We start from the raw sequence: 23,093 nt of genomic DNA, 5'->3' as shown, positions 1-23,093 counted from the left end.
ACATGTTTAATAAGACCCTATTGGGCCTGACTGTAGGTGCACTGATGTTTACCGCAGGCAGCGCCGTAGCCGCCGAATATAAAATCGATAAAGAGGGGCAACACGCTTTTATCGAATTCCGGATTAAACATTTAGGCTATAGCTGGTTATACGGTAGCTTTAACGATTTTGATGGCTCTTTCACTTTTGATGAGAAAAATCCGACTGCCGATAAAGTGAATGTGGTGATCAATACCAATAGTGTTGATACCAACCATGCTGAGCGTGATAAACATCTGCGCAGCAAAGAGTTCCTAAACGTCAGTAAATTCCCACAGGCGACATTTGAGTCAACTGAAGTGAAGAAGAGTGGCGAAGGTTATTCCGTGGTGGGTAACCTGACACTGAATGGCGTCACTAAGCCAGTCACACTGGAAAGTAAATTGACTGGCCAAGGTAATGACCCATGGGGCGGGTACCGCGCTGGTTTTGAAGCGAACGGCAATATTAAGTTGAAAGACTTTAATATCACCACCGATTTAGGCCCGGCCTCACAAGAAGTCGAGCTGATTTTATCCGTCGAAGGTGTTCGCGCTAAATAGTTTTATTCAGGCTAGATAGTTTTGTTTAGGTTAACTGGTTTTTGGGCTAAAGAAAGGCCCATAACTGACCGAGTCTCTGAGCATGAGGTCAGACTGAAACCTATTTTCGTTTGATAAATAGCCCCCGTCCAGCATGGATATTAACCGGTTGATAACTTCATTTATCATGCTGCTGACGGGGTCTTTAATGCTGGATAATGACGGGCTAAGAAAAGGGGCAAGTGGAATATTATCAAAGCCGATGATAGATATTTCCTCTGGTACCCGAATGCCCACTTCAGTTAATTTTTTCATCGCGCCAATCGCCATATCATCATTACTGGCGATGATTGCGCTAAAAGGCAACTGACTGGCGAGTAATGACTCAACCGCCGCAAAACCACTCTGTGGTGTCCATCTTCCTGGTGCAATAAGTGTTTCTCGCACAATCAATGAGTTGGCCATTAATGCGGCTTTGTAGCCGGAAAGGCGCTCAATAGCGGTGGGTGAATCTAGTGAGCCGGTAATAAAGGCGATATCCCGATGCCCCTGCTCGATAAGGTAATTTGTGGCGTTATAGCTGGAGCCTTTATGATCGCAGAAAATAGAGTGGCTATGATTTTTTCTTAATTTCCTGTTGACCACCATAATCGGCTGCTTATGTTTATCAATAATCAGATCCATGGCATCAACAGTTAAAAATCGCGGATAGATGATAATGGCATCACAGCGGAGATCTAGCAGAAACTGAATTGCCGCTTGTTCCTCTTCTGCGCTATGTTTCCCGTCTACCAATACCAACTGACGGCCACTGTCTTCTAATTTTTTGGCCGCCTGAGAGAGAATTTCATTAAAGTAATTCCCATTGTAAAGTGTATTGGTCACCACGAAACCGATGCATTCTGATTTATTGGTTGCCAGATTTCGCGCTAATAAATTTGGCCGATACCCCGCCTCTTCGATCGCTTTATAAACCTGCTCTTTTGTCGCTTCGCTGACATAACCTTTGCCTGACAGAACCCGTGAAACAGTGGCTTTCGATACGCCCGCTTTCTTTGCCACTTCCTGCATCGTAGACATAGGCCCTTCCTGGCTTTTAAATAATAATGACTATTCTACAGGTTACGACAGGCAAGCAACATGCTGTTGAGCAGAATAAATCACCGCACTTATGCTGATCGCTATCACAAAACGTAAATTGTATTCGCCCATCTATTGAATTCCATCTCGTAATTAACGATTCTCATGTGGAACCGGTTACCTATCTGTTTGGAAAGAACAAAATAGGCTGATTACCGGCAGGTGGTTAATTATAACTATATGAATATAATGGCTAATTGCGCATTTATGCTGATGAGGGCAGTTTCCCTTCGGCCGCAAATGGTTCGCTTAGTCCGGCGTGCGTCGTTACGGGGAGTTGTTACTCATGTCTAAGAATTATGCCGTAGTATCTCAACAGATAGTCGATGCCATTGGTGGTGTCGGTAACATTAAAGCTGTGACCCACTGTATGACGCGGTTACGCTTTGTGCTCAATGATGATAGCGTGGTCGATCTGGCTAAGTTAAAGGCCATCCGTGGTGTCCTGGGCGTGGTGCGCAATGAAAACCAGTGTCAGGTCATCATTGGTAATAGCGTCTCCTATGCCTATGCAGAAGTTCTGAAACTGCTGCCAGAAGGCGCATTGTCTGAAAGTAGTGCACCGCAAAAAAATAGCATCACTTTAAGGCGAATAGGGGCAGGGATCCTTGATGCGCTGATTGGTACTATGTCACCGCTGATACCGGCGATCATTGGTGGGTCGATGGTCAAATTGCTGGCGATGATACTGGATATGACCGGCATCTTCGGCAAAGGCTCCTCAACACTGATCATTTTGAATGTCATTGGCGACGGCGCTTTCTTCTTCCTGCCAGTGATGGTGGCGGCTTCCGCCGCAATCAAATTCAAAACCAACATGTCGCTGGCCATCGCCATTGCCGGGGTGTTGGTACACCCGACCTTTATTGATCTGATGGCGAAGGCCGCGCAAGGCCAACAGGTTGAATTTATGGGGTTATCCGTCACCGCAGTGAAGTACACCTATACCGTGATCCCGGCGCTATGCATGACCTGGCTGCTCTCTTATATTGAACGTTGGGTTGACCGTATCACCCCTGCGGTGACCAAAAACTTCCTTAAGCCGATGCTGATTGTGCTCATTTCCGCCCCCATTGCCATTATGTTTATCGGCCCGTTGGGGATCTGGATCGGCAGCGGCATCTCCTCTTTGGTCTATACCGTTCATGATTATCTGGGCTGGCTCTCTGTCGCGATTATGGGGGCACTCTGGCCATTACTGGTGATGACCGGGATGCACCGCGTCTTTACCCCGACGATTATTCAGACCATTGCCGAAACCGGGAAAGAGGGCATGGTTATGCCGTCCGAAATTGGTGCTAACCTTTCGCTCGGTGGCTCCTCACTGGCGGTGGCATGGCGAACTAAGAACCCAGAACTGCGCCAGACAGCACTGGCGGCGGCGGCATCCGCGATTGTGGCGGGTATTTCGGAACCCGCGCTTTATGGTGTCGCTTTACGGCTCAAGCGCCCGCTGATCGCCAGCTTAATCAGTGGATTTATTTGTGGTGCTGTTGCCGGGATCGGCGGATTGGCCAGCCATTCGATGGCCTCCCCTGGGCTATTTACCAGTGTTCAGTTCTTCGATCCAGCCAATCCAATGAGTATCGTCTGGGTGTTTGGCGTGATGGTGTTGGCGATAGTGATTTCATTCGTCACCACACTATTGCTGGGGTTTGAGGATATTCCCGTCGAGAGCAGTGAAGGTGATAACACCGCTCCTGGCGACGAGGTGGCTGTTGCGCAGAATGCAGTGAAAATTAACTAAATAACGAGGTATTTCATGGCGGTATCAACATTTCCTGACGGTTTTTTATGGGGTGGCGCATTAGCTGCAAACCAGGCCGAAGGTGCATGTTTTGAAGGTGGTAAAGGGCTGACGACAGTTGACATGATCCCCCATGGGCCGCACCGCCTGGCGGTGAAACTGGGGCAGGAGAAGCGGTTCGCATTGCGGGATAATGAGTTTTATCCCAGCCATCAGGCCATTGATTTTTACCATCGATACAAAGACGATATCGCATTAATGGCTGAAATGGGATTCACCGTATTTCGCACATCAATAGCGTGGAGCCGAATTTATCCGAATGGCGATGAAATGACGCCGAATGCGGAAGGTATCGCCTTTTACTGCGATCTGTTTCGCGAATGCAAAAAGTACAATATTGAACCCTTAGTCACTTTGTGCCACTTTGATGTCCCGATGCATCTGGTCACGGAGTATGGTTCGTGGCGCAACCGGAAAATGGTCGAGTTCTTCACGCGCTATGCGCGCACCTGTTTCGAGGAGTTTGATGGCTTGGTGAAATATTGGCTCACTTTTAATGAGATCAATATTCTGCTGCATAGCCCGTTCTCCGGTGCAGGATTGGTATTTGAGCCAAATGAGGATCAGGAGCAGGTCAAATATCAGGCCGCCCATCACGAACTGCTTGCCAGCGCACTGGCGACCAAAATTGCCCATGAGGTCAATCCGGATAATCTGGTGGGGTGTATGCTGGCTGGCGGGAATTTCTACCCGCGCACCTGTAAGCCAGAAGATGTCTGGGCGGCGCTGGAAAAAGACCGCGAGAATCTGTTTTTCATTGATGTACAGGCGCGGGGCGCTTATCCGGCCTACACCAAACGTCTCTTCAGAGATAAGGCAATTGCCATTGTCACTGAAGCTGGGGACGATGATATCCTGAAAGATACCGTGGATTTCGTCTCCTTTAGTTATTACGCCTCCCGTTGTGCTTCGGCGGAGATGAACGACCATAACAGCAGTGCGGCTAATATCGTAAAATCCCTGAAAAATCCTCATATTGCGGCTAGTGAATGGGGCTGGGGCATTGATCCCTTAGGTTTGCGCATCACCATGAACATGATGTATGACCGCTATCAGAAACCACTATTTCTGGTTGAAAATGGGCTAGGTGCGAAAGATGAAATTAACCCACAGGGTGAAATTGAGGATGATTACCGCATTAGCTATTTGCGCGAGCACATTAAAGCCATGGGTGAGGCTATTGATGACGGTATTCCGGTTATCGGCTACACCTCATGGGGCTGTATCGATTTAGTTTCCGCCTCGACCGGGGAGATGAGCAAGCGCTACGGCTTTATCTATGTTGACCGCGATGACCAGGGAAACGGCTCTTTAGCACGTCGGAGAAAGAGATCTTTTTATTGGTATAAAAAGGTTATTGCCAGTAATGGTGCTGATTTGGGGTAAAAATGTGGGGAATATCGCCGATAATTGATATTCCCGCGAAATAACGCATATATGGCCTTATTCTGCTTTACTGCTCGCTATCCTGCTGCTGGCAGCGAGGTGAACCTTTTTTCAGCAGAGTCATAAACTCCATAAATGCCGTGCGCAACGGGGCAAACAGCGGATGTTTGCGGTTCTCCATCATGGTTTCTGAAAACAGTTTCAGACCCACAGCAAATGCCGCTGTTTTATCTTTGCCGAACGCCAGATCTTCGCGCGCTTGCAGCCGGTCGATGATGCCGAGGATCTCATCATGATTCTCGACTTCAAAGGTGACCGGTGCTTTATCCATTGGCTCACCTTTACGATCGGTGAGCGGCTCAACAGTAATGCGATAACGATAGCCGGACATCAGTTCTTCTCCTGTGCATCCGCATCAGTCGCCACAGAGGCGGGCGTTAACTCTTTCTCGATAGCTTCTACTGCGGTCATTAAAGCGGCATTTATGCGGACAACCTGCTCTGGTGTGACATCTGATCGCACCATGTTGCTGCGCAAAATATGACGTAAACGATGCATTACATCGGAAATACCTTCTGCCAGATTCCCCTCTGGGCGACGATTGACCTGCGCCAGTCGAGAGAAAATCACATCGACCATCTCTTGATTTTGCTGTAATTCAACCTTACCCGCTTCGGTGATTTGGTAGCTTTTGCGGCCATTCCCGGTTGCCACTGGTGTGACAAAATCTTGCTCCTCCAGCAGGGTTAGCGTTGGGTAGATAACCCCTGGACTTGGCACATAAAGCCCGGATGACGCCTCTTCAATAGCCTTAATCAGCTCATAGCCATGGCTGGGTTTTTTATCAACCAGAGCCAGCAAAACAACACGTAAATCACCGTGTTCGAACAGGCGATGCATTTTGTCACCACGCCCACCTCTGCCACCCGCCATCGGGTGGCGACCACCACGATGCATTCTCTCGCCGCCACGGCGCTGCCCTTCATGATGCTCTTGGCCATGGCAATGACCACGTTTTGAAAATCCAAACATAACAACTCTCCTTTAGATATATCGAAACAATTTCGATATATCTAATCTAGATCGATATATCGAAGTTAGCAAGGGGATGATGCAAAAAAGATATATCTAAATGAAAGATTCATCGGGATGGGGAGGTGAGTGAGCTTAAGGCAGAGGGTAGAGTGGGGACTAGGTGGCACAATAGATATTGCTATAAATCATCCCCTTGCTCAGCAGAACTACACCGAGCAAGGGGGAAAATAGTTGGTTACAGTATTAATTTTTCTTAACAAACTCAGATTTTAGCTTCATCTGACCAAATCCATCGATTTTACAATCGATATTGTGGTCGCCTTCAACCAGACGGATACCTTTCACTTTGGTGCCAATTTTCAAGGTTGAAGAGCTGCCTTTTACTTTCAGATCCTTAATAACGGTGACCGAATCGCCGTCAACCAGCAAGTTGCCATTGGCATCACGCACCACCAGACCCTCTTCGTCTGCTGCTGAAGCACCACTTTCTGACCACTCATGACCACACTCTGGGCAATTCAGTTGTTCCCCCTCCTGCCATGTAAATTCAGAACTACATTTTGGACAGTTTGGTAAACTCATCTCGCTAACTCCTTGAAATTAAATTTAATAAATATAAAAAAGTGATAAATAATCGGTTACTGTCTTGATAATCAACTATTTTACACTTTTTATCAGGTTATTGACTAGTCAGATGCGGAGTAAAGAGCGTAAAGGGGGGCTACCTACTTTTTGTCTCATGTTTTTATCGCGATAATCTTATGGGGAGAAACCCCTTTTCTAGGATAAATAAAAGTAAATCATCACTCTATATTCAACCCTGTTTCAGGCACTAGAATTAACATGTATTGAGGAGGGCTTGTTTTAACCAATTGTTTTATATTAATATAATTCTCACGTATGTTTTTTGGCATCACGCTGAAATTAAAGTTAATTCCCTAATTCTAACGTGTTATTTATAATGGGCCGCATAAACTTTGATTAACGCTATATATAGTTATAGCGAATTTAAAAATAATAACTTGGACATATATTGGCGTCAAACCCTGCTAATTAATAGCAGGTCATTACGGGATCTACAGGCGGCTAAATGGTACATACCGACAGCCAGCGCCGGATATTTTAGTAATATGGAAACAGTAATATTTCCATATGGTAGAAAGCCAACATGTTCTGTGATCTTCGGCGATTCAACGACTATCGCCGAACAGCTTGTACTGAATGAGGATTATCTATTTGTCGGGCCAAAAGCGATGTTGGCAATACCTTATTTACAAAATATTGTCACTAGCATCCCAATCAAAGAAAAACTGCCTGATGGCAAATATAGTTTAATTTACCGGCAACAGCAGGTGTTACCCCCATTGGCAAAACACCTGATAGATGAGATTCGTTTCGCTTATTGGGAGTTAATGAGCCGCCAGATAACATGATATTTTTACATCCCCAGAGAAATATCTCTTTATGGGTTATCGCCTCACATTGTTGATCAAACATAATGGGAGAATGGCTGTGAATTAGTTTTTGGTGTGTCGCGAGGTAATGCGGTTATGGTGTCCCCGACTGGAATCGAACCAGTAACTAGCCCTTAGGAGGGGCTTGTTATATCCGTTTAACTACGGGGACCCGGTCATCGGCAAGTTGCCGGTGAAGTGTGCTGCTGGAGCATTATACGCATTTTGACCCAGATAATAAGCAGTTAGCTGTCCGTTTGGTCACTCTGTCGCCAATTTAGGGTGAATAAGTGCTGTCTGCTATCCAAAAGCAGCCGTTGACAGTGGCTAAATGCATGCAGTTATTTCTGTGATGACGATGATTTTTTATCTACTTTATCGCCGTTTTTAGGTTGATGAGTCATATCGCTGCGGATCTGGGCGTGACTTATCAGGGCGAAGATAAAGGTGCCACCAATGATGTTGCCCGCCAGTGTCGGGATAGCGAAAGGGTAAATAAATTGCTGCCAGGGTAGTGAGCCATTGAACACCAGATAGAAGATCTCCACCGAGCCGACCACAATGTGAGTCAGGTCGCATAAAGCGACTAAATAGGTCATCAGGAAAATGACCCAAATCTTGGCAGCGCCAGCCGCAGGGATCATCCATACCATAGTGGCAATTATCCAACCGGAAAATATACCTTTAGCAAACATCTCTCCCGGTGAGCTATCCATGACACCTTGCGCTATGCTGACAAACGCCGCGCGCGTGGCATCATCAAATACCGGCATATGAATAAAGGCGTAGGCGGCTATCCCAGTCCCCAGCAGGTTGCCCAATAGCACCAGCCCCCACAGACGAAATAACAGAATAAAGTTCTGGCCGCTGGGTTTCTGCATTATCGGTAGTACGGGCGTGACGGTATTTTCGGTAAACAGCTGTTGGCGCGCCATAATGACAATAATAAAACCGAAAGTATAACCGATGTTTTCCAGCAGAAAACTGGCTGGCGTGTCGGGCAGTTTGGCATGGAAAATACCTTTGGCAATCAGTGAGGCCCCCATGGAAAGGCCCGCCGCAATTGCCGACCACAGTAGTGCAAAACTGTCACGCTCTAACTCTTTTTCGCCGTCGACACGGATAAGTTCATGAATTGCCGCCGCTTTGGAGGGCAGGTTCTTCTCATTGATTTCAATTTCTTTTCCCTGCTTTTGTTCTTCGCTCTCCACTTTCAGTTCACTCTCTTCCTTAGGCGGTTTTTTATCACTCATCGGGGATTTCCTGATTGACAGAAAAAATTATTGTGGACGCTCGGCGGCAATAAAATAAGGGAATAGTAAAATAATAAGCATAGATGCTAATTTTTGTTCGCGAGGTTTTACCGATAATTGTTGTGTTAAATAGGGCGAGATTGACGAAATCATGCTCAGTTTTGCTGGAAAGAAGTAACCAAATTTTAACACTGTCGATTTTTTCTACAGAAATTTGATCTTATCCCGAATATTACCTCTATAAGGGTAGGGATAGCGTTAGACCCATGCTACGTAAGGTTTAAGCCTTATGTTATCATTCGGTTTTCCTGAACTAACAATCCTACGGTGGAAGAGAATCCTTCATGCTGGAAGCTAAAGAACTGACCTGCATTCGAGATGAACGGCACTTATTCCAACGGTTAAGTTTTTGTGTGGCTGCGGGCGAAATTGTGCAGGTTGAGGGGCAAAACGGCGCGGGTAAAACCAGCTTGCTGCGTATTCTCGCCGGACTTGCCGATGCCGATGAGGGGCAGGTGAGCTGGCAGGGTAAGAATATCCGCAGTGATCGCCCTCGCTATCATCAGGATCTACTATTTTTAGGTCATCAGCCGGGTATCAAATCGGTGCTGACACCTTTTGAAAATCTGGCGTTTTATCAGTCAGTGTTTCAAAAGGTGGATAGCGCTGCAATTTGGCTGGCGCTGGCTCAGGTCGGGCTGGTGGGGTACGAAGATCTACCGGTCTCTCAGTTATCGGCAGGCCAGCAACGGCGGGTGGCGCTGGCCCGTTTGTGGTTGAGTCAGTCGCCGTTATGGATTTTGGATGAGCCGCTGACTGCTATTGACCAGCAAGGTGTTGGCACACTGTTGGCGCTGTTTGTCGAACATGCCGCTAGCGGGGGAATGGTACTGCTCACCACCCATCAGGAGTTGGATGCGCTCGGTCAGCAGGTGCGAAAAATCCGTCTCACCAACACGCGGGAGCATTAATGTTTATCAGCGTGTTGCGCCGTGAATTAAAAATAGCCTGCAGAAAGGGTGGCGAAATCGTTAACCCGCTCTGGTTTTTTCTGATTGTCATCACTTTGTTTCCATTGGGTATTGGCCCTGAACCGCAACTGTTGGCACGCATTGCACCGGGTATCGTCTGGGTTGCTGCACTGCTGGCGTCGCTGTTATCACTGGAGCGGTTATTCCGTGATGACTTTCTCGATGGCTCGCTTGAGCAGTTGCTGCTATTGCCCACACCGCTGGCGCTCACGGTGTTAGGCAAAGTGTGTGCTCACTGGGTAGTTACCGGGCTGCCGCTGCTTATTTTATCACCACTGGTGGCGTTGCTACTCTCCCTAGACACAAATACCGCTATTGCGATGGCCCTGACACTGCTATTGGGGACGCCGACCTTAAGTTTTATTGGCGCTATTGGTGTGGCGCTCACTGTCGGTTTGCGTAAGGGCGGTGTTTTGCTGAGCTTATTAGTGTTGCCGCTCTATATCCCGGTGCTGATATTTGCCACTGCGGCTATTGATGCGGCCTCGATGGCGCTGCCGATTGATGGTTATCTGGCCATTCTGGGGGCGATGCTGGCAGGGAGCGCGACACTCGCCCCTTTTGCTACCGCCGCTGCATTGCGAGTGAGTGTGCACTAGCGGTTTATCGCTAGTGGCAAACCGCAGTTAAACCAGTAGCGATTTTCATCAGTATTAGTTTTCATGAGAGTGAGTTTTCAGCAGCTTAAACGCGGTAGCCAACGACAGTCACAGCAGATTGTGCGCCGTATCCTGTACCGGTATTGCCCAGGCGGCAGTCCCCGTCCAATTTCAACGTGAGCAATGAAAAATGTGGAAATGGTTTCATCAATTGGCTAAACCCGAGCGGCTCTATCAGCTATGCGGCCGATTTATTCCGTGGCTGGGCATGGGGGCAGCCCTCTGTCTGCTGGTGGGCTGGGTGTGGGGCTTTGGTTTTGCCCCTGCGGATTATCAGCAAGGTAATAGTTTCCGTATCATCTATTTGCATGTTCCGGCAGCCATCTGGTCGATGGGTATCTATATGTCGATGGCGATAGCTGCATTTGTCGGATTGGTCTGGCAAATGAAAATGTCCGATAACGTGCTGGCCGCCATGGCCCCTGTGGGGGCGGTATTTACCTTTATTGCCCTGGTCACCGGTTCCGCCTGGGGCAAACCGATGTGGGGAACCTGGTGGATCTGGGATGCACGTCTGACCTCTGAGCTAGTGCTGCTATTTCTCTATCTGGGGGTGATAGCCCTGTATAACGCCTTCGAAGACCGCAAGCTGGCAGGGCGTGCGGCCGGTATTTTGGTACTGGTTGGCGTGGTGAATATCCCCATCATTCATTTCTCGGTTATATGGTGGAATACCCTGCACCAAGGCTCAACCAACATGCAGCAGAGCATCGATCCGAGTATGCGCTCGCCACTGCGCTGGGCGATTTTGGGTTATTTGCTCTGTTTTATCACCCTGACATTAATGCGCCTGCGCAATCTGATTTTGCAGCAAGAGCGCCATCGCCCTTGGGTTAGCGCCTTATTGCGTAAGGAGCCACGAGTATGAAACCAGCCTTTGACTCTTGGGCGGCATTTTTTGCCATGGGCGGCTACGCCTTTTATGTCTGGTTGGCGGTGGCGGCCACATTACTGTCACTGTTGGGTCTGTGGCTAGATACCCTGCGACAGCACAAACAACTATTAGCAGATATTCAGCGCCGTCAGGCCAGAGAACAGCGCATTCGTCAGCACGCAGCCCATTCACAGGAGAAATCACAGTGAATCCACGTAGAAAAAGTCGGCTCTATCTGGCGCTGGTGGTGCTTATCGGTATCGGTTTGACCACCACATTGGTGCTGTATGCCCTGCGCTCAAATATTGATTTGTTTTATACGCCGGGCGAAATTTTACAGGGCAAAGGTGAGCGCCATGAGAAGCCAGAAATCGGTCAGCGCTTGCGCATCGGCGGCATGGTGATGCCGGGGTCGGTCAAACGAGATAATAAGACGCTGGAGATGAGTTTTAAGGTTTATGATGCCCGTGGCGCTGTCACCGTGACCTATACCGGCATCCTGCCGGATCTGTTCCGCGAGGGGCAGGGCGTCGTGGCGCAAGGGGTATTTGCTGCCGGCAATACCATCAACGCCAAAGAAGTGCTGGCAAAACATGATGAAAAATACACCCCACCAGAAGTCAAAGAAGCGATGAAAGAGAACCATACACGTCCAGCCGAGGCTTATAGTAGCGCTAACAGTGGGGGCAATGCCTCATGATGCCTGAAATTGGCAGTTTCTTGTTATGTCTGGCACTGGCTATCTCACTGCTACTGAGCCTCTATCCGCAGTGGGGGGCGGCACGTCAGGATGCCCGCATGATGGACACCGGCCGGCCACTGACTTACGGTATGTTCGCCACCATTGCGCTTTCATTTATATGTCTTATCTACGCATTTGTGGTGAATGATTTCACCGTCTCCTATGTGGCGGCTAACTCGAATTCACATCTGCCGGTCTATTACCGGATCGCCGCCAGTTGGGGGGCGCACGAGGGATCACTGCTGCTGTGGGTGTTGCTGCTCAGTTGCTGGTCACTGGCGGTAGCGCTGTTTAGCCGTTCAATGCCGGATGATGCGGTAGCCAGGGTGCTATCGGTGCTGGGGATGATTACCGGCGGCTTCTTGCTGTTTATTATTCTGACCTCGAATCCATTTACCCGCACCTTGCCGGACTTCCCCATTGATGGCAACGATCTGAACCCACTGTTGCAGGATATCGGGCTGATATTCCACCCGCCGCTGCTCTATATGGGCTACGTCGGTTTCTCGGTGGCCTTTGCGTTCGCCATCGCCTCCTTAATGGCCGGGCGGCTCGACAGTGCCTGGGCGCGCTGGTCACGACCATGGACACAAGCTGCATGGGTGTTCCTGACCTTGGGGATCGTGCTCGGCTCGGCCTGGGCCTACTATGAGCTAGGCTGGGGCGGTTGGTGGTTCTGGGACCCGGTAGAAAATGCTTCATTTATGCCGTGGCTAGCCGGTACTGCGCTGATCCACTCGCTGGCAGTGACTGAAAAACGCGGCACATTCAAAGCCTGGACTGTGCTGCTGGCCATCACCGCATTCTCATTGTGCCTGATGGGAACATTCCTGGTGCGTTCTGGCGTGTTGGTCTCGGTACACTCGTTTGCCTCTGATCCGGCGCGCGGCATGTTTATTCTGGCCTATCTGGTGATTGTCATCGGCGGCTCCTTGCTGCTGTACGCGGTCAAAGGTGCGCAAGTGCGCAGCCGGACTCAACATGAGGTGTTCTCCCGCGAGACTTTCCTGCTGGGGAATAATGTGCTGCTGATTGCCGCCATGCTGGTGGTGCTGTTGGGCACCCTGCTGCCATTGGTCCACAAACAGCTGGGGCTGGGTAGCATCTCTATCGGCGAACCCTTCTTTAATACTATGTTTACCTGGCTGATGGCGCCGATGGCGCTACTGATGGGGATTGGGCCGCTGGTGCGCTGGCGTCGTGATGAACCGAGCAAGCTGTGGCGGCGCTTGTCGGTGGCGCTGGTGGTCACCTTGCTGCTGTCGATTCTGCTACCGTGGCTGCTGCAAGACACCATTGCCGGTATGACGGTGGTCGGTTTGATGATGGCTATCTGGGTGATTATCCTGACATTGATGGAGCTGCATGAGCGCGCCACCCATCGCCATAGCTTCTGGCGCGGCCTGAGCCACCTCTCCCGCAGCCATTGGGGCATGGTGCTGGGCCATCTGGGGGTGGCGGTGACCGTGATCGGCATTGCGTTTAGCCAGAATTACAGTGTCGAGCGCGATGTGCGCATGAAGGCTGGCGATAGTATCGATATCCACGATTATCACTTTGTTTTCCGCGATGTTCACGATATTAAGGGGCCTAACTATACAGGCGGCGTGGGGATCATTGATGTCACCCGCAATGGCAAGCCGGAAGCGACCCTACATGCGGAAAAACGCTACTACAGTGTGGCCCGTTCAATGATGACTGAAGCGGCTATTGATGGCGGCCTGACCCGTGATCTCTACGCGGCATTGGGCGAAGAGCTGGATGATGGCTCATGGGCGGTGCGCCTGTATTACAAACCCTTTGTGCGCTGGATCTGGTATGGCGGGCTGTTTATGGCCATCGGCGGCATCTGCTGTATGCTCGATCCGCGCTACCGGATGAGTAAAAAGTTAAAACGCGGCGCTGCGTCGGAGGCTGAATAATGAAAACTCCCACTTCATTCAATAAGCTGATGTTTATTCCGCTGGTGCTGTTTTTGTTGCTGGTGGTGGCCTTTTTAGTGCAACTGACCGCCAATGCTAATGGCGATGATCCCACCATGTTAGAGTCGGCTCTGATTGGTAAGCCGGTGCCGACCTTCAAGCTGGAGTCCCTTGAACAACCGGGCAAAATATTTGATCAAGCGGTGCTGCATGATGGTAAACCCATGCTGCTCAATGTCTGGGCGACCTGGTGCCCCACCTGTCGGGCCGAGCATCAATACCTGAATAAACTGGCCGCGCAGGGCATTCGTGTGGTGGGCCTGAACTATAAAGATGATCGCGTCAAAGCTGTGCAGTGGCTCAATGCGCTGGGCAACCCCTATGCGCTGAGTCTATATGATGGCGATGGTATGTTAGGGCTGGATCTTGGGGTGTACGGCGCGCCGGAAACTTTCCTGATCGATGGTCAGGGTATTATCCGTTATCGCCATGCCGGTGATCTGAATGATCGGATCTGGTTGCAGGAAATTTTGCCGCTATATAAGCAGTATCAGGGGGGCGCATGAGATTATTGAGCCTGATGCTCGGCCTGTTGTTGAGCTGGAGTGTGTTTGCGGCCATCGATACCTACACCTTCAAATCGGAGGCGCAGGAGCAGCAGTATCGCGAGCTGACCGAGCAGCTGCGCTGCCCGAAATGCCAGAACAACAGCATTGCTGACTCCAATGCCATCATCGCCGCTGATATGCGCGGTAAAGTGTACGAACTGCAGCAGCAGGGGAGTACCAAACAGCAGATCATTGACTATATGGTGGCCCGCTACGGCAATTTTGTCACCTACGAGCCACCGGTTACCGCCGCGACAATGATTCTGTGGGCCGGGCCAGCACTGTTTGTTCTGATAGGTGCAGCCGTGGTGATATTACGCGCCCGCCGACGGGTGGAGAAGCAGACCTCGCTTTCCGTGCAGGAGCAGCGGCGGTTACAACATCTGTTGGCTGAACAACCGACCCCATCAAAACCGACTGACAGGAAACAACCATAATGGCTTTTTGGCTAATAGTGATTATTTTACTGGCGGTCGCGGCGGCCTTGTTGGTCATTCCGGCCATGGGACAAGGGGCGAATTCACCGGCGACCACCCGGGATGAGCTGAATAAGGCCATTTATCAGGACAGGTTAGCTGAATTGGCGGAGGATGAAGCGCAGGGCGTGGTGGAACAGCGGCCTGAACTGATTCAAGAATTGCAACAAAACCTGTTGACTGATATCCCACAGCAATCGGATGAAACGACAACGCCAATCAACCGCTGGGCGCTATTACCGGGCGTGGTGATTTTGGTGGTGATCGCGCTAGGGCTATACCTGAAAACGGGCGGTTTGACCCAGGTGCAGGCATGGCAGCAGGTAGAGGGGCAAATGCCTGAATTACGTGCCAGAGTTGCTAATGAGCGCGCGGAGCCGCTGACCATGGAGGAGGTCGCCCGTTTAGGGCTGGGGTTGCGCACCTCCTTGCAGCACGATGCCGCTAACGTCAACGACTGGATGATGCTCGGCAGAGTGGGGATGGCGCTGAATAACGCCACCACGGCGACGCAAGCTTTTGCTAAAGCTTATCAACTCGCGCCCGATAATGAGGATGTCAGACTCGGCTATGCCGAAGTGCTGACACGTTCCAGTGATCCGCAGGATAATCAGCTGGCAACCCAGATGCTGCGCAGCATGGTGGGGCAAGATCACACCAATCTGCGCGCCATGAGTTTATTAGCTTTTAATGCTTTTGAGCAGGGCGATTTCAAACAAGCCATTGGTGCGTGGGAAGTTATGCTAAAATTGCTGCCTGCTGGTGATTCTCGCGTAGAAGTGATAAAACGCAGTATCGCGCAAGCTAAATCACAGGCAGGGCAGGAAACAGCTACACTGGGAATAGAGGTTTCACTATCATCTGATGCCGCCCGAAAATTGCCCCAGCAGGGAACAGTGATTATATCGGTCACCGATGGAGCCAATCCGGTGCCGGTTGCCGTCAAGCAACTGCCTTTGAGCCGATTCCCGCTAGCAATAGCGCTAGATGACAGTAATGCAATGATGCCGGAGCGCTTGCTTTCGTCACTGCAGCAGGTGAAAGTGCGTGCGCGTATCTCATTGGATGGCACCGCTAATCCACAACCGGGTGACTGGTTTGGTGAGAGTGACGTGCAGAATTTTGATGGGAAAGGGCAGCCTCAGACGATTCATGTCGAGATAAATAAGCAGACTCCTTAAGTGTGAGGGGTTGAAAAGAATTTCATGGAGAAAAATATGAACTACCGCCTGATTGGGCTGGCTTTTGCAACTGTGCTGTTAGTCGGCTGCGCCAGTAGCTCGCCGGATCACATGGAGCAGGGCCGCTCTGATCCGCTAGAAGGTTTTAACCGGGCAATGTTCAATTTCAACTACGAGGTTCTTGACCCTTATGTGGTGCGCCCGGTCGCCGTGGTCTGGCGCGATTACGTACCACAGCCAGCACGTAATGGGATGAGCAACTTCCTCGGTAACCTTGAAGAGCCAGCCAGCATGGTGAATAGCTTCCTGGTGGGGGACCCCTACAACGCCATGAAACACTTTAACCGCTTCTTCCTGAACACAATTTTGGGGATGGGTGGCTTGATTGATGTCGCCGGTATGGCGAACCCGAAACTGGCGAAAGCGGTGCCGCACCGCTTTGGTAGTACACTGGGCCACTATAATGTCGGTTACGGCCCCTATGTGGTATTACCGGGCTATGGCAGCTTCACTATCCGTGAGGATGGTGGTAATGCGGCTGATTACGTCTATCCGGTGCTGAGCTATTTGACCTTCTGGATGTCGGCAGGTAAATGGATGGTTGAAGGGATTGAAACGCGTGCGCAACTGCTGGATTCCGATGGTTTGCTGCGCAACTCCTCTGATCCTTACCTGATGATGCGCGAAGCTTACTTCCAGCGTTATGATTTCCTGGCCAATGGCGGGCAGTTGAAACCGGAAGTTAACTCGAATGCACAGGCCATTCAGGGTGACCTGGAGAGTATTGACTCCGCGAATTGATCGATTCAGCCAATGAGTAGTGGTTAATACTGAACAGAAAAAAAGCGCCGGAAGGCGCTTTTTTGTGGGCATCAAACCGCCAATAACGGCTATCAGAATGCGTAGTTAAAGTTCACGCCATACAGCAGCGCGGTTCCTTTAGAGTCGAACTGGTATGGCACACTACCCAGAGCAGTCGGTGTCTTTTCAGTGATATGCACGTTCTGTCCATGCATATAGGAGATACCAACATCAATTGAAGCATCTTTGTTGAAGGCGTAGGTGGTACCGGCACTGATCCAGAAGCGGTCCTGATCAGGGATTGAGATAGTACGGTTATCTGCCGGAACCGGGCTATCATCGAAGGCGATACCGGTACGGAAGGTCCAGTTATCATCATAATAATAGGTGGTACCCAACGCGATACGGTAAGCGTCTTTGAAGCCTTCTTGCTTATCAAACAGTGTCTGGCCGTTGGTTCCGGTGGCTTTCAACTCTTTAAATTGGCTCCAACTGGTATAGGCCAGGCTATAGTGGACAGCCCATTGTGGTGCGACGCGGTTGTAACCGGACACTTCCCACACTTCAGGTAGATTCAGGGTTAATGCCCCAGGGATCACAGCACCACCGGTGCCCCTCGGTGGCGGTAACTGGCTGCTGAAATCGCCATCAAAGTCAATTTTCACTTTTGAACGATAGGTGAAGCTGTAACGGTTCTCTTTATCGACTTCATACAGAATACCGGCATTCCAGCCATAGCCCCACTCTTTACCCTCCATACGGGTAACTTCAGTTTTGGCCGGGAAGGTTGAACCACCAAGCTCACCGATATGACGCACAATCTTGGCATCAGCATAAACAGCATTGAAGCCCAAACCGAAACTGAAGTTTTCATTGAGGCGATAAGCTGCGGCCAAGTTTAAGTTAGCGGTTTTCAGATCAGTCTGGCCACCCAGAGAGCCGGCAGCATAGTCATCATTGAATTCAGTTGCCAAACCGTAGTTTGAGGTGCCGGAAGCACCAATAGCCCATTGTTCATTCAGCGGCATAATAAAGTGGATATTTGGTATCCACTCTGATGGGGCGATATTATTGGCATCAGTGCTTCTGCCTGTTACTGGTGATGTCCCACTGATGTTCACATCTGGATCAACATAAACGAAGCCACCAGAGAATGAAGGGCGGTCGAATAGAGTCATTGCAGCGGGGTTACGGCTACCAACAGATGCGTTGTCGGCAACAGCGCCTTCACCAGAGAAAGAGCGGCCCAATGCAGCGGCTGAATATTCATTCAGTTGGAAGCCCGCCGCAGAAACGTTCGAAGAGATGATTGCTACTGCAGCTGCCAGAGCTGATCGGGTAAACAGGTTTTTCTGGTTCATGACCAAAACCTCATTGTTTTAATTAATGTTACATACCGTAACAAGAGAATGCGGGATTGTAGGGTCCGTTTTCGGTCAGACAAAGCAGACCAGTGGCTGAAGTATAGGTCTGACCTGTGTGCATGTTGCAAGGATGTTTTAATATTTGTTCGGATTTGATCGCAAAAAATAGACGCAGTTAACAAAAAACTTACAAATTGGTATCAATAAACACGCTATTGATGAGCAAATAAACAAAACGACTGTGATATCCATCACTTAATAGGCCTATAAACAGTAAGTCCTAGTGCCTTCGGGATTGGGGTAGTAAAATAGCGCCAGAGAAATTTTTTTTTGCGCCAGGTTCTATTTGCTTTGTACTTACTGCTATTTGCGCTAACCGGTAGGCAATTTGCACCTATTTTGAAATGTCCGTTGAGGAGAATTGAAGATGTCAGATACCAACGATCGTCCAATAAAAAATCTGTGTAGTGCTGAAGAGACTGCGGCCTGTTGCTGTGTCGATGTTGGCACTGTCATGGACAATACTGACTGTACTGCATCCTACAGCTGTGTATTTGATAACCGCGCCGAAGCAGAAGCCATGCTGAAAACGCTGACTGAAAAAGCGCGTGCTGTTGAGTCTGACCCATGCCTGATTGAGCATAAGCTGGAAGAGAGTGAAGGCGGCGTGCGTTTAACCGTCGATTTCACTTTTGCCTGCCAGGCTGAAACCATGATTTTCCAGTTGGGTTTGCGTTAATCAATACCTCGCTGTGAGGGAGTTCAGATAAGCTGAATACTCATCTAACGCGGAGCTTTTTGCTGCGCGTTTTGTTTTTGTGCACCTTGCTGCGTGAATTTGTTGCGCTAGACCATCACTTCGATTGATGTGACTCCACCCTCGACTCTTCCCCACGAGGTTTTTTACCTCAAAAAGTTGCTCCTGCTCTCACTTTCCTGCTCTATAGGTTTACCAAATGTAAATGTTTGGTTAACAATCATTAGATCAGGTCAGACCTGTTATTTGTTATGCTTTAATAACAGCCACTTTTATTTATCAGGAGCCTTTATGAGTAAGCCATTACCGCTAGTGACGCGTCAGGGCGATCGTATTGCCATTGTAAGCGGCCTACGAACCCCTTTTGCTAAGCAGGCAACTGCTTACCATGGCGTGCCTGCTGTCGACTTAGGCAAAATTGTGGTCAGTGAGTTGCTGGCACGAAGTGGCGTGGCTCCTGAGTTAATCGACCAACTGGTGTTTGGCCAAGTGGTCCAAATGCCAGAAGCACCAAATATCGCCCGCGAAATTGTATTGGGGACGGGCATGAGTGTGCACACCGATGCCTACAGCGTCTCACGCGCTTGCGCGACCAGCTTTCAGGCGGTGGCGAATGTAGCGGAAAGTATCATTGCCGGTTCAGTGACGGTGGCGATAGCTGGTGGTGCCGACTCCTCTTCCGTCCTGCCCATTGGGGTCAGTAAAGCACTGGCGCGCACCCTGGTTGATGTCAACAAAGCGAGAACGCTAACCCAGCGGCTAAAGTTGTTCAGCCGGTTAAAATTACGTGATCTCCTGCCAGTGGCCCCGGCAGTCGCTGAATACTCAACGGGCTTACGCATGGGGGATACTGCCGAGCAGATGGCGAAAACCTATGGTATCAGCCGCCAAGATCAGGATGCGTTAGCGCTGCGATCTCACCAAATGGCAGCTCAAGCCTGGCAGCAAGGGCTGTTGCGCGATGAGGTGATGACGGCCTATATTCCGCCTTACCGTGATGCAATTGCCGAAGATAACAATATCCGCAAAGATTCCACGTTGGCGCAATATGCCAAATTACGCCCGGCGTTTGACCGCCAGCACGGCAGTGTCACGGCGGCGAATAGCACACCACTGACTGATGGTGCGGCGGCGGTGATGATGATGAGTGAATCAAAAGCTAAAGAGCTGGGGTTGCTGCCACTGGGTTATCTGCGCAGTTTTGCTTTTTCCGCGATTGATGTTTGGCAAGATATGCTGCTAGGCCCCTCCTATGCCACGCCGTTGGCGCTAGAGCGCGCTGGGATCACACTGGCGGATTTGACCCTGATTGATATGCACGAAGCTTTTGCCGCACAAACCCTGGCTAACCTTAAAATGTTCGCCAGTGATACCTTCGCCCGTGAAAAACTGGGTCGCAGTCAGGCGATTGGCGAAGTAGACATGAGCAAATTCAACGTATTGGGTGGTTCGATTGCTTACGGCCACCCCTTTGCAGCAACCGGTGCACGCATGATAACCCAGACATTAAATGAGCTGCGCCGCCGCGGTGGCGGGCTAGGGCTAACCACCGCCTGTGCTGCGGGCGGATTGGGTGCCGCGATGATTTTGGAGGTGGAGTAATGAGTCAGGACAATGCACTTAATCCTATTGATGAGTCAGTTGTTATCGATACTGCGGCGGTGACTCCCTCTGCATTTCACCTTGATATTCGACCGGACAATATCGGTATTATCACCATTGATGTTGTTGGCGATAAAGTGAATACCTTAAAGGCTGAATTTGCAGAACAAATTACCGACATTCTGCAACAAGCACAGGCTTTACCACAATTGCAGGGGCTGGTGATTATATCTGGCAAACCAGACTCTTTTATCGCGGGCGCTGATATCACTATGATTGCAGCTTGCCGTACTGCGCAGGATGCCCGGAAGTTGGCCCAAAAAGGGCAATCAATTTTGGCGCAAATCGCGGCATTCCCCGTGCCAGTGGTAGCGGCTATTCACGGTGCTTGTCTGGGTGGTGGTTTGGAACTGGCGCTGGCGTGCCATAGTCGCATCTGTTCGCTGGACGATAAAACGGTGCTGGGCCTGCCGGAGGTGCAACTGGGGCTGTTGCCCGGCTCCGGTGGAACACAACGGCTGCCGCGTCTGGTGGGGGTCAGTAAGGCGCTGGATATGATACTGACCGGCAGGCAGGTTCGCGCCCGTCAGGCACTTAAAATGGGGCTGGTGGATGATGCTGTGCCGCAAGATATCTTGCTGGATGTGGCTATCGACAGGGCCAAAGCGGGCTGGCGTGACAAGCCGGTAGTGCCTTGGCAAGAGCGCCTGCTCAGTGGCCCGTTAGGCAAGGCGCTGCTGTTTAGCATTGTGCGCAAGAAAACGTTGGCGAAGACCAAAGGCCACTATCCGGCGGCTGAACGCATTATTGATGTGGTGCGTAAGGGGCTGGATCACGGCAGTGCCAGCGGCTATGAGGCTGAAGCCACCGCGTTTGGCGAACTGGCGATGTCGCCTCAATCGGCGGCATTGCGCAGCCTGTTTTTTGCCACCACCGCACTGAAAAAAGAGACCGGTGGTGACGCGCAACCCCGCGCTATTCATCGTGTCGGCGTGCTGGGGGGCGGCCTGATGGGCGGTGGCATTGCCAGTGTCACCGCGACCCGCGCGGGTTTACCTGTGCGTATCAAAGATATCAATCCGCAGGGGATTAATCAGGCGCTGAAATATACGTGGGACGCTTTAGGTAAACGGGTGCGTAGTAAGCGGATGCGCCCGGCGGAGCGGCAACGGCAGATGATGCTGATTTCCGGCAGCACGGATTACCGCGGTTTTGAGACTGTTGATATCGTAATTGAAGCGGTATTTGAAGATTTATCATTGAAGCAACAAATGGTTGCGGATATCGAGAGCTTCGCTGCGACACATACCATTTTCGCGTCCAATACCTCGTCACTACCGATCAGCCAAATTGCCGCTCAGGCACAGCGGCCGGAGCAGGTTATCGGCCTGCACTACTTTAGCCCCGTCGATAAAATGCCGCTGGTGGAAGTGATCCCTCATGCAAAAACCAGCGAAGAAACAATAGCAACCACCGTGGCTTTAGCCCGTAAACAGGGTAAAACCGCCATTGTGGTGGCTGATCGCGCCGGATTCTATGTAAATCGCATTCTGGCCCCCTATATTAATGAGGCGGCTCGCTGCCTGCTAGAGGGGGAACCTATCGACTCCATCGACAGCGCACTGGTCGATTTCGGCTTCCCGGTTGGCCCGATTACGCTGCTGGATGAAGTCGGCATTGATGTCGGAACCAAAATCATGCCGATTCTGGTTGAGCAATTAGGGCCACGCTTTGCCGCGCCGCCATCATTTGACGTTATTTTGCAGGATGGACGTAAAGGGCGCAAAAATAGCCGTGGATTTTACTTATATCCAACCCAAAGTCGCGGCGTTAAGTGGAAGCGAAACCCCGGTAAGCAAGTTGATACCAGTGTTTATGTTTTATTGGGTGTCACAGCCAAAGCTCATCTAGGATCTGCGACAATCGCGCAGCGCTGCACGATGATGCTGCTGAATGAGGCCGCCCGTTGTCTGGATGAGTCCATTATTCGTAACCCACGAGACGGTGATATTGGTGCGGTGTTCGGTATTGGCTTCCCACCATTCCTCGGCGGGCCTTTCCGCTATCTGGATAGTCTGGGTGCTGATAAGGTGGTGAAAACGCTTAGATTGTTGGCGCAGCAGTTTGGTGAGCGCTTTGAGCCTTGTCAGTTGCTGGTGACGATGGCGGAGCAACAGCAGCGGTTTTACCCACAGGAAAACAGCGAAAATGAGGTGTCGGGCAACGCCTCTGTTTAGAGTGTGAGCAGGATCACTACCTGCAATTGTTGCGGATAAGGTGGCTGTACACAGGGAGCAACCCGCGCTACCTTAAGCCAGAATCACCTGAAGTGACTATTCGTAGCAAAATGAATTAATCGCTACTTATTGGCAGGTAGTGGAGTTTGGATTAAGCTATTGATATGGTTATTATGTAACCAGTCAGGGTTGGCTGCCGGGATG

23 protein-coding genes and 1 tRNA gene are annotated in these 23,093 nt (G+C 50.4%); 17 read left to right on the top strand and 7 right to left on the bottom strand.

Annotated features, from left to right (window positions below):
- Window positions 1-2: 2 nt before the first annotated feature.
- The gene (locus HRK25_RS19340; protein ID WP_005275484.1) at window positions 3-581 is read left to right on the top strand and encodes a YceI family protein; all 579 of its coding nucleotides are present in this window, start codon (window positions 3-5) and stop codon (window positions 579-581) included.
- A gap of 30 nt (window positions 582-611) precedes the next feature.
- On the opposite strand, the gene HRK25_RS19335 is transcribed toward HRK25_RS19340, so the two are convergent.
- On the bottom strand, window positions 612-1,640 hold the full coding sequence (locus HRK25_RS19335; protein WP_032898122.1) for a LacI family DNA-binding transcriptional regulator: 1,029 nt from the start codon (window positions 1,638-1,640) through the stop codon (window positions 612-614).
- 346 nt (window positions 1,641-1,986) lie between these two features.
- Between HRK25_RS19335 and ascF the strand changes: the two genes are divergently transcribed.
- Window positions 1,987-3,447: a PTS cellobiose/arbutin/salicin transporter subunit IIBC gene (ascF, locus tag HRK25_RS19330; protein ID WP_005275487.1), complete on the top strand. Its 1,461-nt coding sequence runs from the start codon at window positions 1,987-1,989 to the stop codon at window positions 3,445-3,447.
- A 15-nt stretch (window positions 3,448-3,462) separates the two neighbouring features.
- Entirely contained in the window at window positions 3,463-4,893 is a 1,431-nt protein-coding gene (locus HRK25_RS19325; RefSeq protein WP_005275490.1) for a 6-phospho-beta-glucosidase, read from the top strand.
- Between the two features lie 67 nt (window positions 4,894-4,960).
- On the opposite strand, the gene HRK25_RS19320 is transcribed toward HRK25_RS19325, so the two are convergent.
- The 3 genes from HRK25_RS19320 to HRK25_RS19310 all read right to left on the bottom strand — a co-directional run bounded on the left by HRK25_RS19320 (window position 4,961) and on the right by HRK25_RS19310 (window position 6,510).
- Complete coding sequence (locus HRK25_RS19320; RefSeq protein WP_032898124.1) at window positions 4,961-5,284, bottom strand: DUF3861 domain-containing protein; 324 nt, start codon at window positions 5,282-5,284, stop codon at window positions 4,961-4,963.
- Window positions 5,284-5,925: a PadR family transcriptional regulator gene (locus tag HRK25_RS19315; RefSeq protein ID WP_005275491.1), complete on the bottom strand. Its 642-nt coding sequence runs from the start codon at window positions 5,923-5,925 to the stop codon at window positions 5,284-5,286. The genes HRK25_RS19320 and HRK25_RS19315 overlap by 1 nt, the downstream gene beginning before the upstream one ends.
- A 246-nt stretch (window positions 5,926-6,171) precedes the next feature.
- On the bottom strand, window positions 6,172-6,510 hold the full coding sequence (locus HRK25_RS19310) for a zinc ribbon domain-containing protein YjdM (RefSeq protein ID WP_005275493.1): 339 nt from the start codon (window positions 6,508-6,510) through the stop codon (window positions 6,172-6,174).
- Between the two features lie 395 nt (window positions 6,511-6,905).
- On the opposite strand from HRK25_RS19310, the gene HRK25_RS19305 reads away from it, so the two are divergent.
- Window positions 6,906-7,361, top strand: coding sequence for a LysR substrate-binding domain-containing protein (locus tag HRK25_RS19305; protein WP_071984911.1), 456 nt, complete (start codon window positions 6,906-6,908; stop codon window positions 7,359-7,361).
- A 118-nt stretch (window positions 7,362-7,479) separates the two neighbouring features.
- Here the strand turns inward: HRK25_RS19305 and HRK25_RS19300 are convergent.
- Both HRK25_RS19300 and HRK25_RS19295 read right to left on the bottom strand, forming a co-directional pair.
- Window positions 7,480-7,554 (bottom strand) — tRNA-Arg (locus HRK25_RS19300).
- A 169-nt stretch (window positions 7,555-7,723) separates the two neighbouring features.
- Window positions 7,724-8,635: a formate/nitrite transporter family protein gene (locus tag HRK25_RS19295; RefSeq protein WP_005275496.1), complete on the bottom strand. Its 912-nt coding sequence runs from the start codon at window positions 8,633-8,635 to the stop codon at window positions 7,724-7,726.
- A gap of 344 nt (window positions 8,636-8,979) precedes the next feature.
- On the opposite strand from HRK25_RS19295, the gene ccmA reads away from it, so the two are divergent.
- From ccmA to mlaA, 10 genes are all read left to right on the top strand, one after another.
- Window positions 8,980-9,606 (top strand): cytochrome c biogenesis heme-transporting ATPase CcmA, encoded by a 627-nt coding sequence (gene ccmA / locus HRK25_RS19290; RefSeq protein ID WP_032898125.1) that lies wholly within the window; start codon window positions 8,980-8,982, stop codon window positions 9,604-9,606.
- On the top strand, window positions 9,606-10,265 hold the full coding sequence (gene ccmB, locus HRK25_RS19285; RefSeq protein ID WP_005275501.1) for a heme exporter protein CcmB: 660 nt from the start codon (window positions 9,606-9,608) through the stop codon (window positions 10,263-10,265). Before ccmA ends, ccmB begins: the two co-directional genes overlap by 1 nt.
- Before the next feature lie 190 nt (window positions 10,266-10,455).
- Entirely contained in the window at window positions 10,456-11,193 is a 738-nt protein-coding gene (locus HRK25_RS19280; RefSeq protein WP_005275503.1) for a heme ABC transporter permease, read from the top strand.
- Window positions 11,190-11,408, top strand: a complete 219-nt coding sequence (gene ccmD, locus HRK25_RS19275; RefSeq protein ID WP_032898126.1) for a heme exporter protein CcmD — start codon at window positions 11,190-11,192, stop codon at window positions 11,406-11,408. The genes HRK25_RS19280 and ccmD overlap by 4 nt, the downstream gene beginning before the upstream one ends.
- Window positions 11,405-11,899 (top strand): cytochrome c maturation protein CcmE, encoded by a 495-nt coding sequence (ccmE, locus tag HRK25_RS19270; RefSeq protein ID WP_032898127.1) that lies wholly within the window; start codon window positions 11,405-11,407, stop codon window positions 11,897-11,899. Before ccmD ends, ccmE begins: the two co-directional genes overlap by 4 nt.
- Complete coding sequence (locus tag HRK25_RS19265) at window positions 11,896-13,863, top strand: heme lyase CcmF/NrfE family subunit (RefSeq protein ID WP_032898128.1); 1,968 nt, start codon at window positions 11,896-11,898, stop codon at window positions 13,861-13,863. Before ccmE ends, HRK25_RS19265 begins: the two co-directional genes overlap by 4 nt.
- Entirely contained in the window at window positions 13,863-14,429 is a 567-nt protein-coding gene (locus HRK25_RS19260) for a DsbE family thiol:disulfide interchange protein (protein ID WP_032898129.1), read from the top strand. The genes HRK25_RS19265 and HRK25_RS19260 overlap by 1 nt, the downstream gene beginning before the upstream one ends.
- Window positions 14,426-14,908, top strand: coding sequence for a cytochrome c-type biogenesis protein (locus HRK25_RS19255; RefSeq protein WP_032898130.1), 483 nt, complete (start codon window positions 14,426-14,428; stop codon window positions 14,906-14,908). Before HRK25_RS19260 ends, HRK25_RS19255 begins: the two co-directional genes overlap by 4 nt.
- Window positions 14,908-16,128 carry a c-type cytochrome biogenesis protein CcmI gene (gene ccmI / locus HRK25_RS19250; protein ID WP_005275511.1) on the top strand — a complete coding sequence of 407 codons (1,221 nt, stop codon included), beginning with the start codon at window positions 14,908-14,910 and terminating at the stop codon, window positions 16,126-16,128. Before HRK25_RS19255 ends, ccmI begins: the two co-directional genes overlap by 1 nt.
- Window positions 16,129-16,164: 36 nt before the next feature.
- Window positions 16,165-16,929: a phospholipid-binding lipoprotein MlaA gene (mlaA, locus tag HRK25_RS19245; RefSeq protein WP_081444628.1), complete on the top strand. Its 765-nt coding sequence runs from the start codon at window positions 16,165-16,167 to the stop codon at window positions 16,927-16,929.
- Between the two features lie 92 nt (window positions 16,930-17,021).
- Here mlaA and fadL read toward each other — a convergent pair whose 3' ends face one another.
- On the bottom strand, window positions 17,022-18,290 hold the full coding sequence (fadL, locus tag HRK25_RS19240; protein ID WP_005275515.1) for a long-chain fatty acid transporter FadL: 1,269 nt from the start codon (window positions 18,288-18,290) through the stop codon (window positions 17,022-17,024).
- Window positions 18,291-18,720: 430 nt separating this feature from the next.
- Here fadL and HRK25_RS19235 point away from each other — a divergent pair, with 430 nt between their 5' ends.
- The 3 genes from HRK25_RS19235 to fadJ all read left to right on the top strand — a co-directional run bounded on the left by HRK25_RS19235 (window position 18,721) and on the right by fadJ (window position 22,889).
- Window positions 18,721-19,032, top strand: a complete 312-nt coding sequence (locus tag HRK25_RS19235) for a YfcZ/YiiS family protein (protein ID WP_005275516.1) — start codon at window positions 18,721-18,723, stop codon at window positions 19,030-19,032.
- 309 nt (window positions 19,033-19,341) lie between these two features.
- Window positions 19,342-20,652 (top strand): acetyl-CoA C-acyltransferase FadI, encoded by a 1,311-nt coding sequence (gene fadI / locus HRK25_RS19230; protein ID WP_032898131.1) that lies wholly within the window; start codon window positions 19,342-19,344, stop codon window positions 20,650-20,652.
- Window positions 20,652-22,889, top strand: coding sequence for a fatty acid oxidation complex subunit alpha FadJ (fadJ, locus tag HRK25_RS19225; protein ID WP_005275518.1), 2,238 nt, complete (start codon window positions 20,652-20,654; stop codon window positions 22,887-22,889). The genes fadI and fadJ overlap by 1 nt, the downstream gene beginning before the upstream one ends.
- The last annotated feature ends 204 nt before the right edge of the window (window positions 22,890-23,093 follow it).

Origin of the sequence: Yersinia bercovieri ATCC 43970, assembly GCF_013282745.1 — a bacterium.
In the GTDB taxonomy this organism is placed as follows: domain Bacteria; phylum Pseudomonadota; class Gammaproteobacteria; order Enterobacterales; family Enterobacteriaceae; genus Yersinia; species Yersinia bercovieri.
This window is presented reverse-complemented; position numbering and strand designations above follow the sequence as displayed.

What these genes read in the sequence shown, in the direction of transcription:
- HRK25_RS19335 (WP_032898122.1), bottom strand. Translation starts at nt 1,640, where the DNA reads ATGTCTACGATGCAGGAAGTGGCAAAGAAAGCGGGCGTATCGAAAGCC.
- fadI (WP_032898131.1), top strand. Translation starts at nt 19,342, where the DNA reads ATGAGTAAGCCATTACCGCTAGTGACGCGTCAGGGCGATCGTATTGCC.
- HRK25_RS19325 (WP_005275490.1), top strand. Translation starts at nt 3,463, where the DNA reads ATGGCGGTATCAACATTTCCTGACGGTTTTTTATGGGGTGGCGCATTA.
- HRK25_RS19295 (WP_005275496.1), bottom strand. Translation starts at nt 8,635, where the DNA reads ATGAGTGATAAAAAACCGCCTAAGGAAGAGAGTGAACTGAAAGTGGAG.
- HRK25_RS19340 (WP_005275484.1), top strand. Translation starts at nt 3, where the DNA reads ATGTTTAATAAGACCCTATTGGGCCTGACTGTAGGTGCACTGATGTTT.
- HRK25_RS19315 (WP_005275491.1), bottom strand. Translation starts at nt 5,925, where the DNA reads ATGTTTGGATTTTCAAAACGTGGTCATTGCCATGGCCAAGAGCATCAT.
- HRK25_RS19280 (WP_005275503.1), top strand. Translation starts at nt 10,456, where the DNA reads ATGTGGAAATGGTTTCATCAATTGGCTAAACCCGAGCGGCTCTATCAG.
- ccmD (WP_032898126.1), top strand. Translation starts at nt 11,190, where the DNA reads ATGAAACCAGCCTTTGACTCTTGGGCGGCATTTTTTGCCATGGGCGGC.
- ascF (WP_005275487.1), top strand. Translation starts at nt 1,987, where the DNA reads ATGTCTAAGAATTATGCCGTAGTATCTCAACAGATAGTCGATGCCATT.
- fadL (WP_005275515.1), bottom strand. Translation starts at nt 18,290, where the DNA reads ATGAACCAGAAAAACCTGTTTACCCGATCAGCTCTGGCAGCTGCAGTA.
- ccmI (WP_005275511.1), top strand. Translation starts at nt 14,908, where the DNA reads ATGGCTTTTTGGCTAATAGTGATTATTTTACTGGCGGTCGCGGCGGCC.
- HRK25_RS19255 (WP_032898130.1), top strand. Translation starts at nt 14,426, where the DNA reads ATGAGATTATTGAGCCTGATGCTCGGCCTGTTGTTGAGCTGGAGTGTG.
- HRK25_RS19310 (WP_005275493.1), bottom strand. Translation starts at nt 6,510, where the DNA reads ATGAGTTTACCAAACTGTCCAAAATGTAGTTCTGAATTTACATGGCAG.
- ccmB (WP_005275501.1), top strand. Translation starts at nt 9,606, where the DNA reads ATGTTTATCAGCGTGTTGCGCCGTGAATTAAAAATAGCCTGCAGAAAG.
- HRK25_RS19320 (WP_032898124.1), bottom strand. Translation starts at nt 5,284, where the DNA reads ATGTCCGGCTATCGTTATCGCATTACTGTTGAGCCGCTCACCGATCGT.
- mlaA (WP_081444628.1), top strand. Translation starts at nt 16,165, where the DNA reads ATGAACTACCGCCTGATTGGGCTGGCTTTTGCAACTGTGCTGTTAGTC.
- ccmA (WP_032898125.1), top strand. Translation starts at nt 8,980, where the DNA reads ATGCTGGAAGCTAAAGAACTGACCTGCATTCGAGATGAACGGCACTTA.
- fadJ (WP_005275518.1), top strand. Translation starts at nt 20,652, where the DNA reads ATGAGTCAGGACAATGCACTTAATCCTATTGATGAGTCAGTTGTTATC.
- HRK25_RS19235 (WP_005275516.1), top strand. Translation starts at nt 18,721, where the DNA reads ATGTCAGATACCAACGATCGTCCAATAAAAAATCTGTGTAGTGCTGAA.
- HRK25_RS19260 (WP_032898129.1), top strand. Translation starts at nt 13,863, where the DNA reads ATGAAAACTCCCACTTCATTCAATAAGCTGATGTTTATTCCGCTGGTG.
- HRK25_RS19265 (WP_032898128.1), top strand. Translation starts at nt 11,896, where the DNA reads ATGATGCCTGAAATTGGCAGTTTCTTGTTATGTCTGGCACTGGCTATC.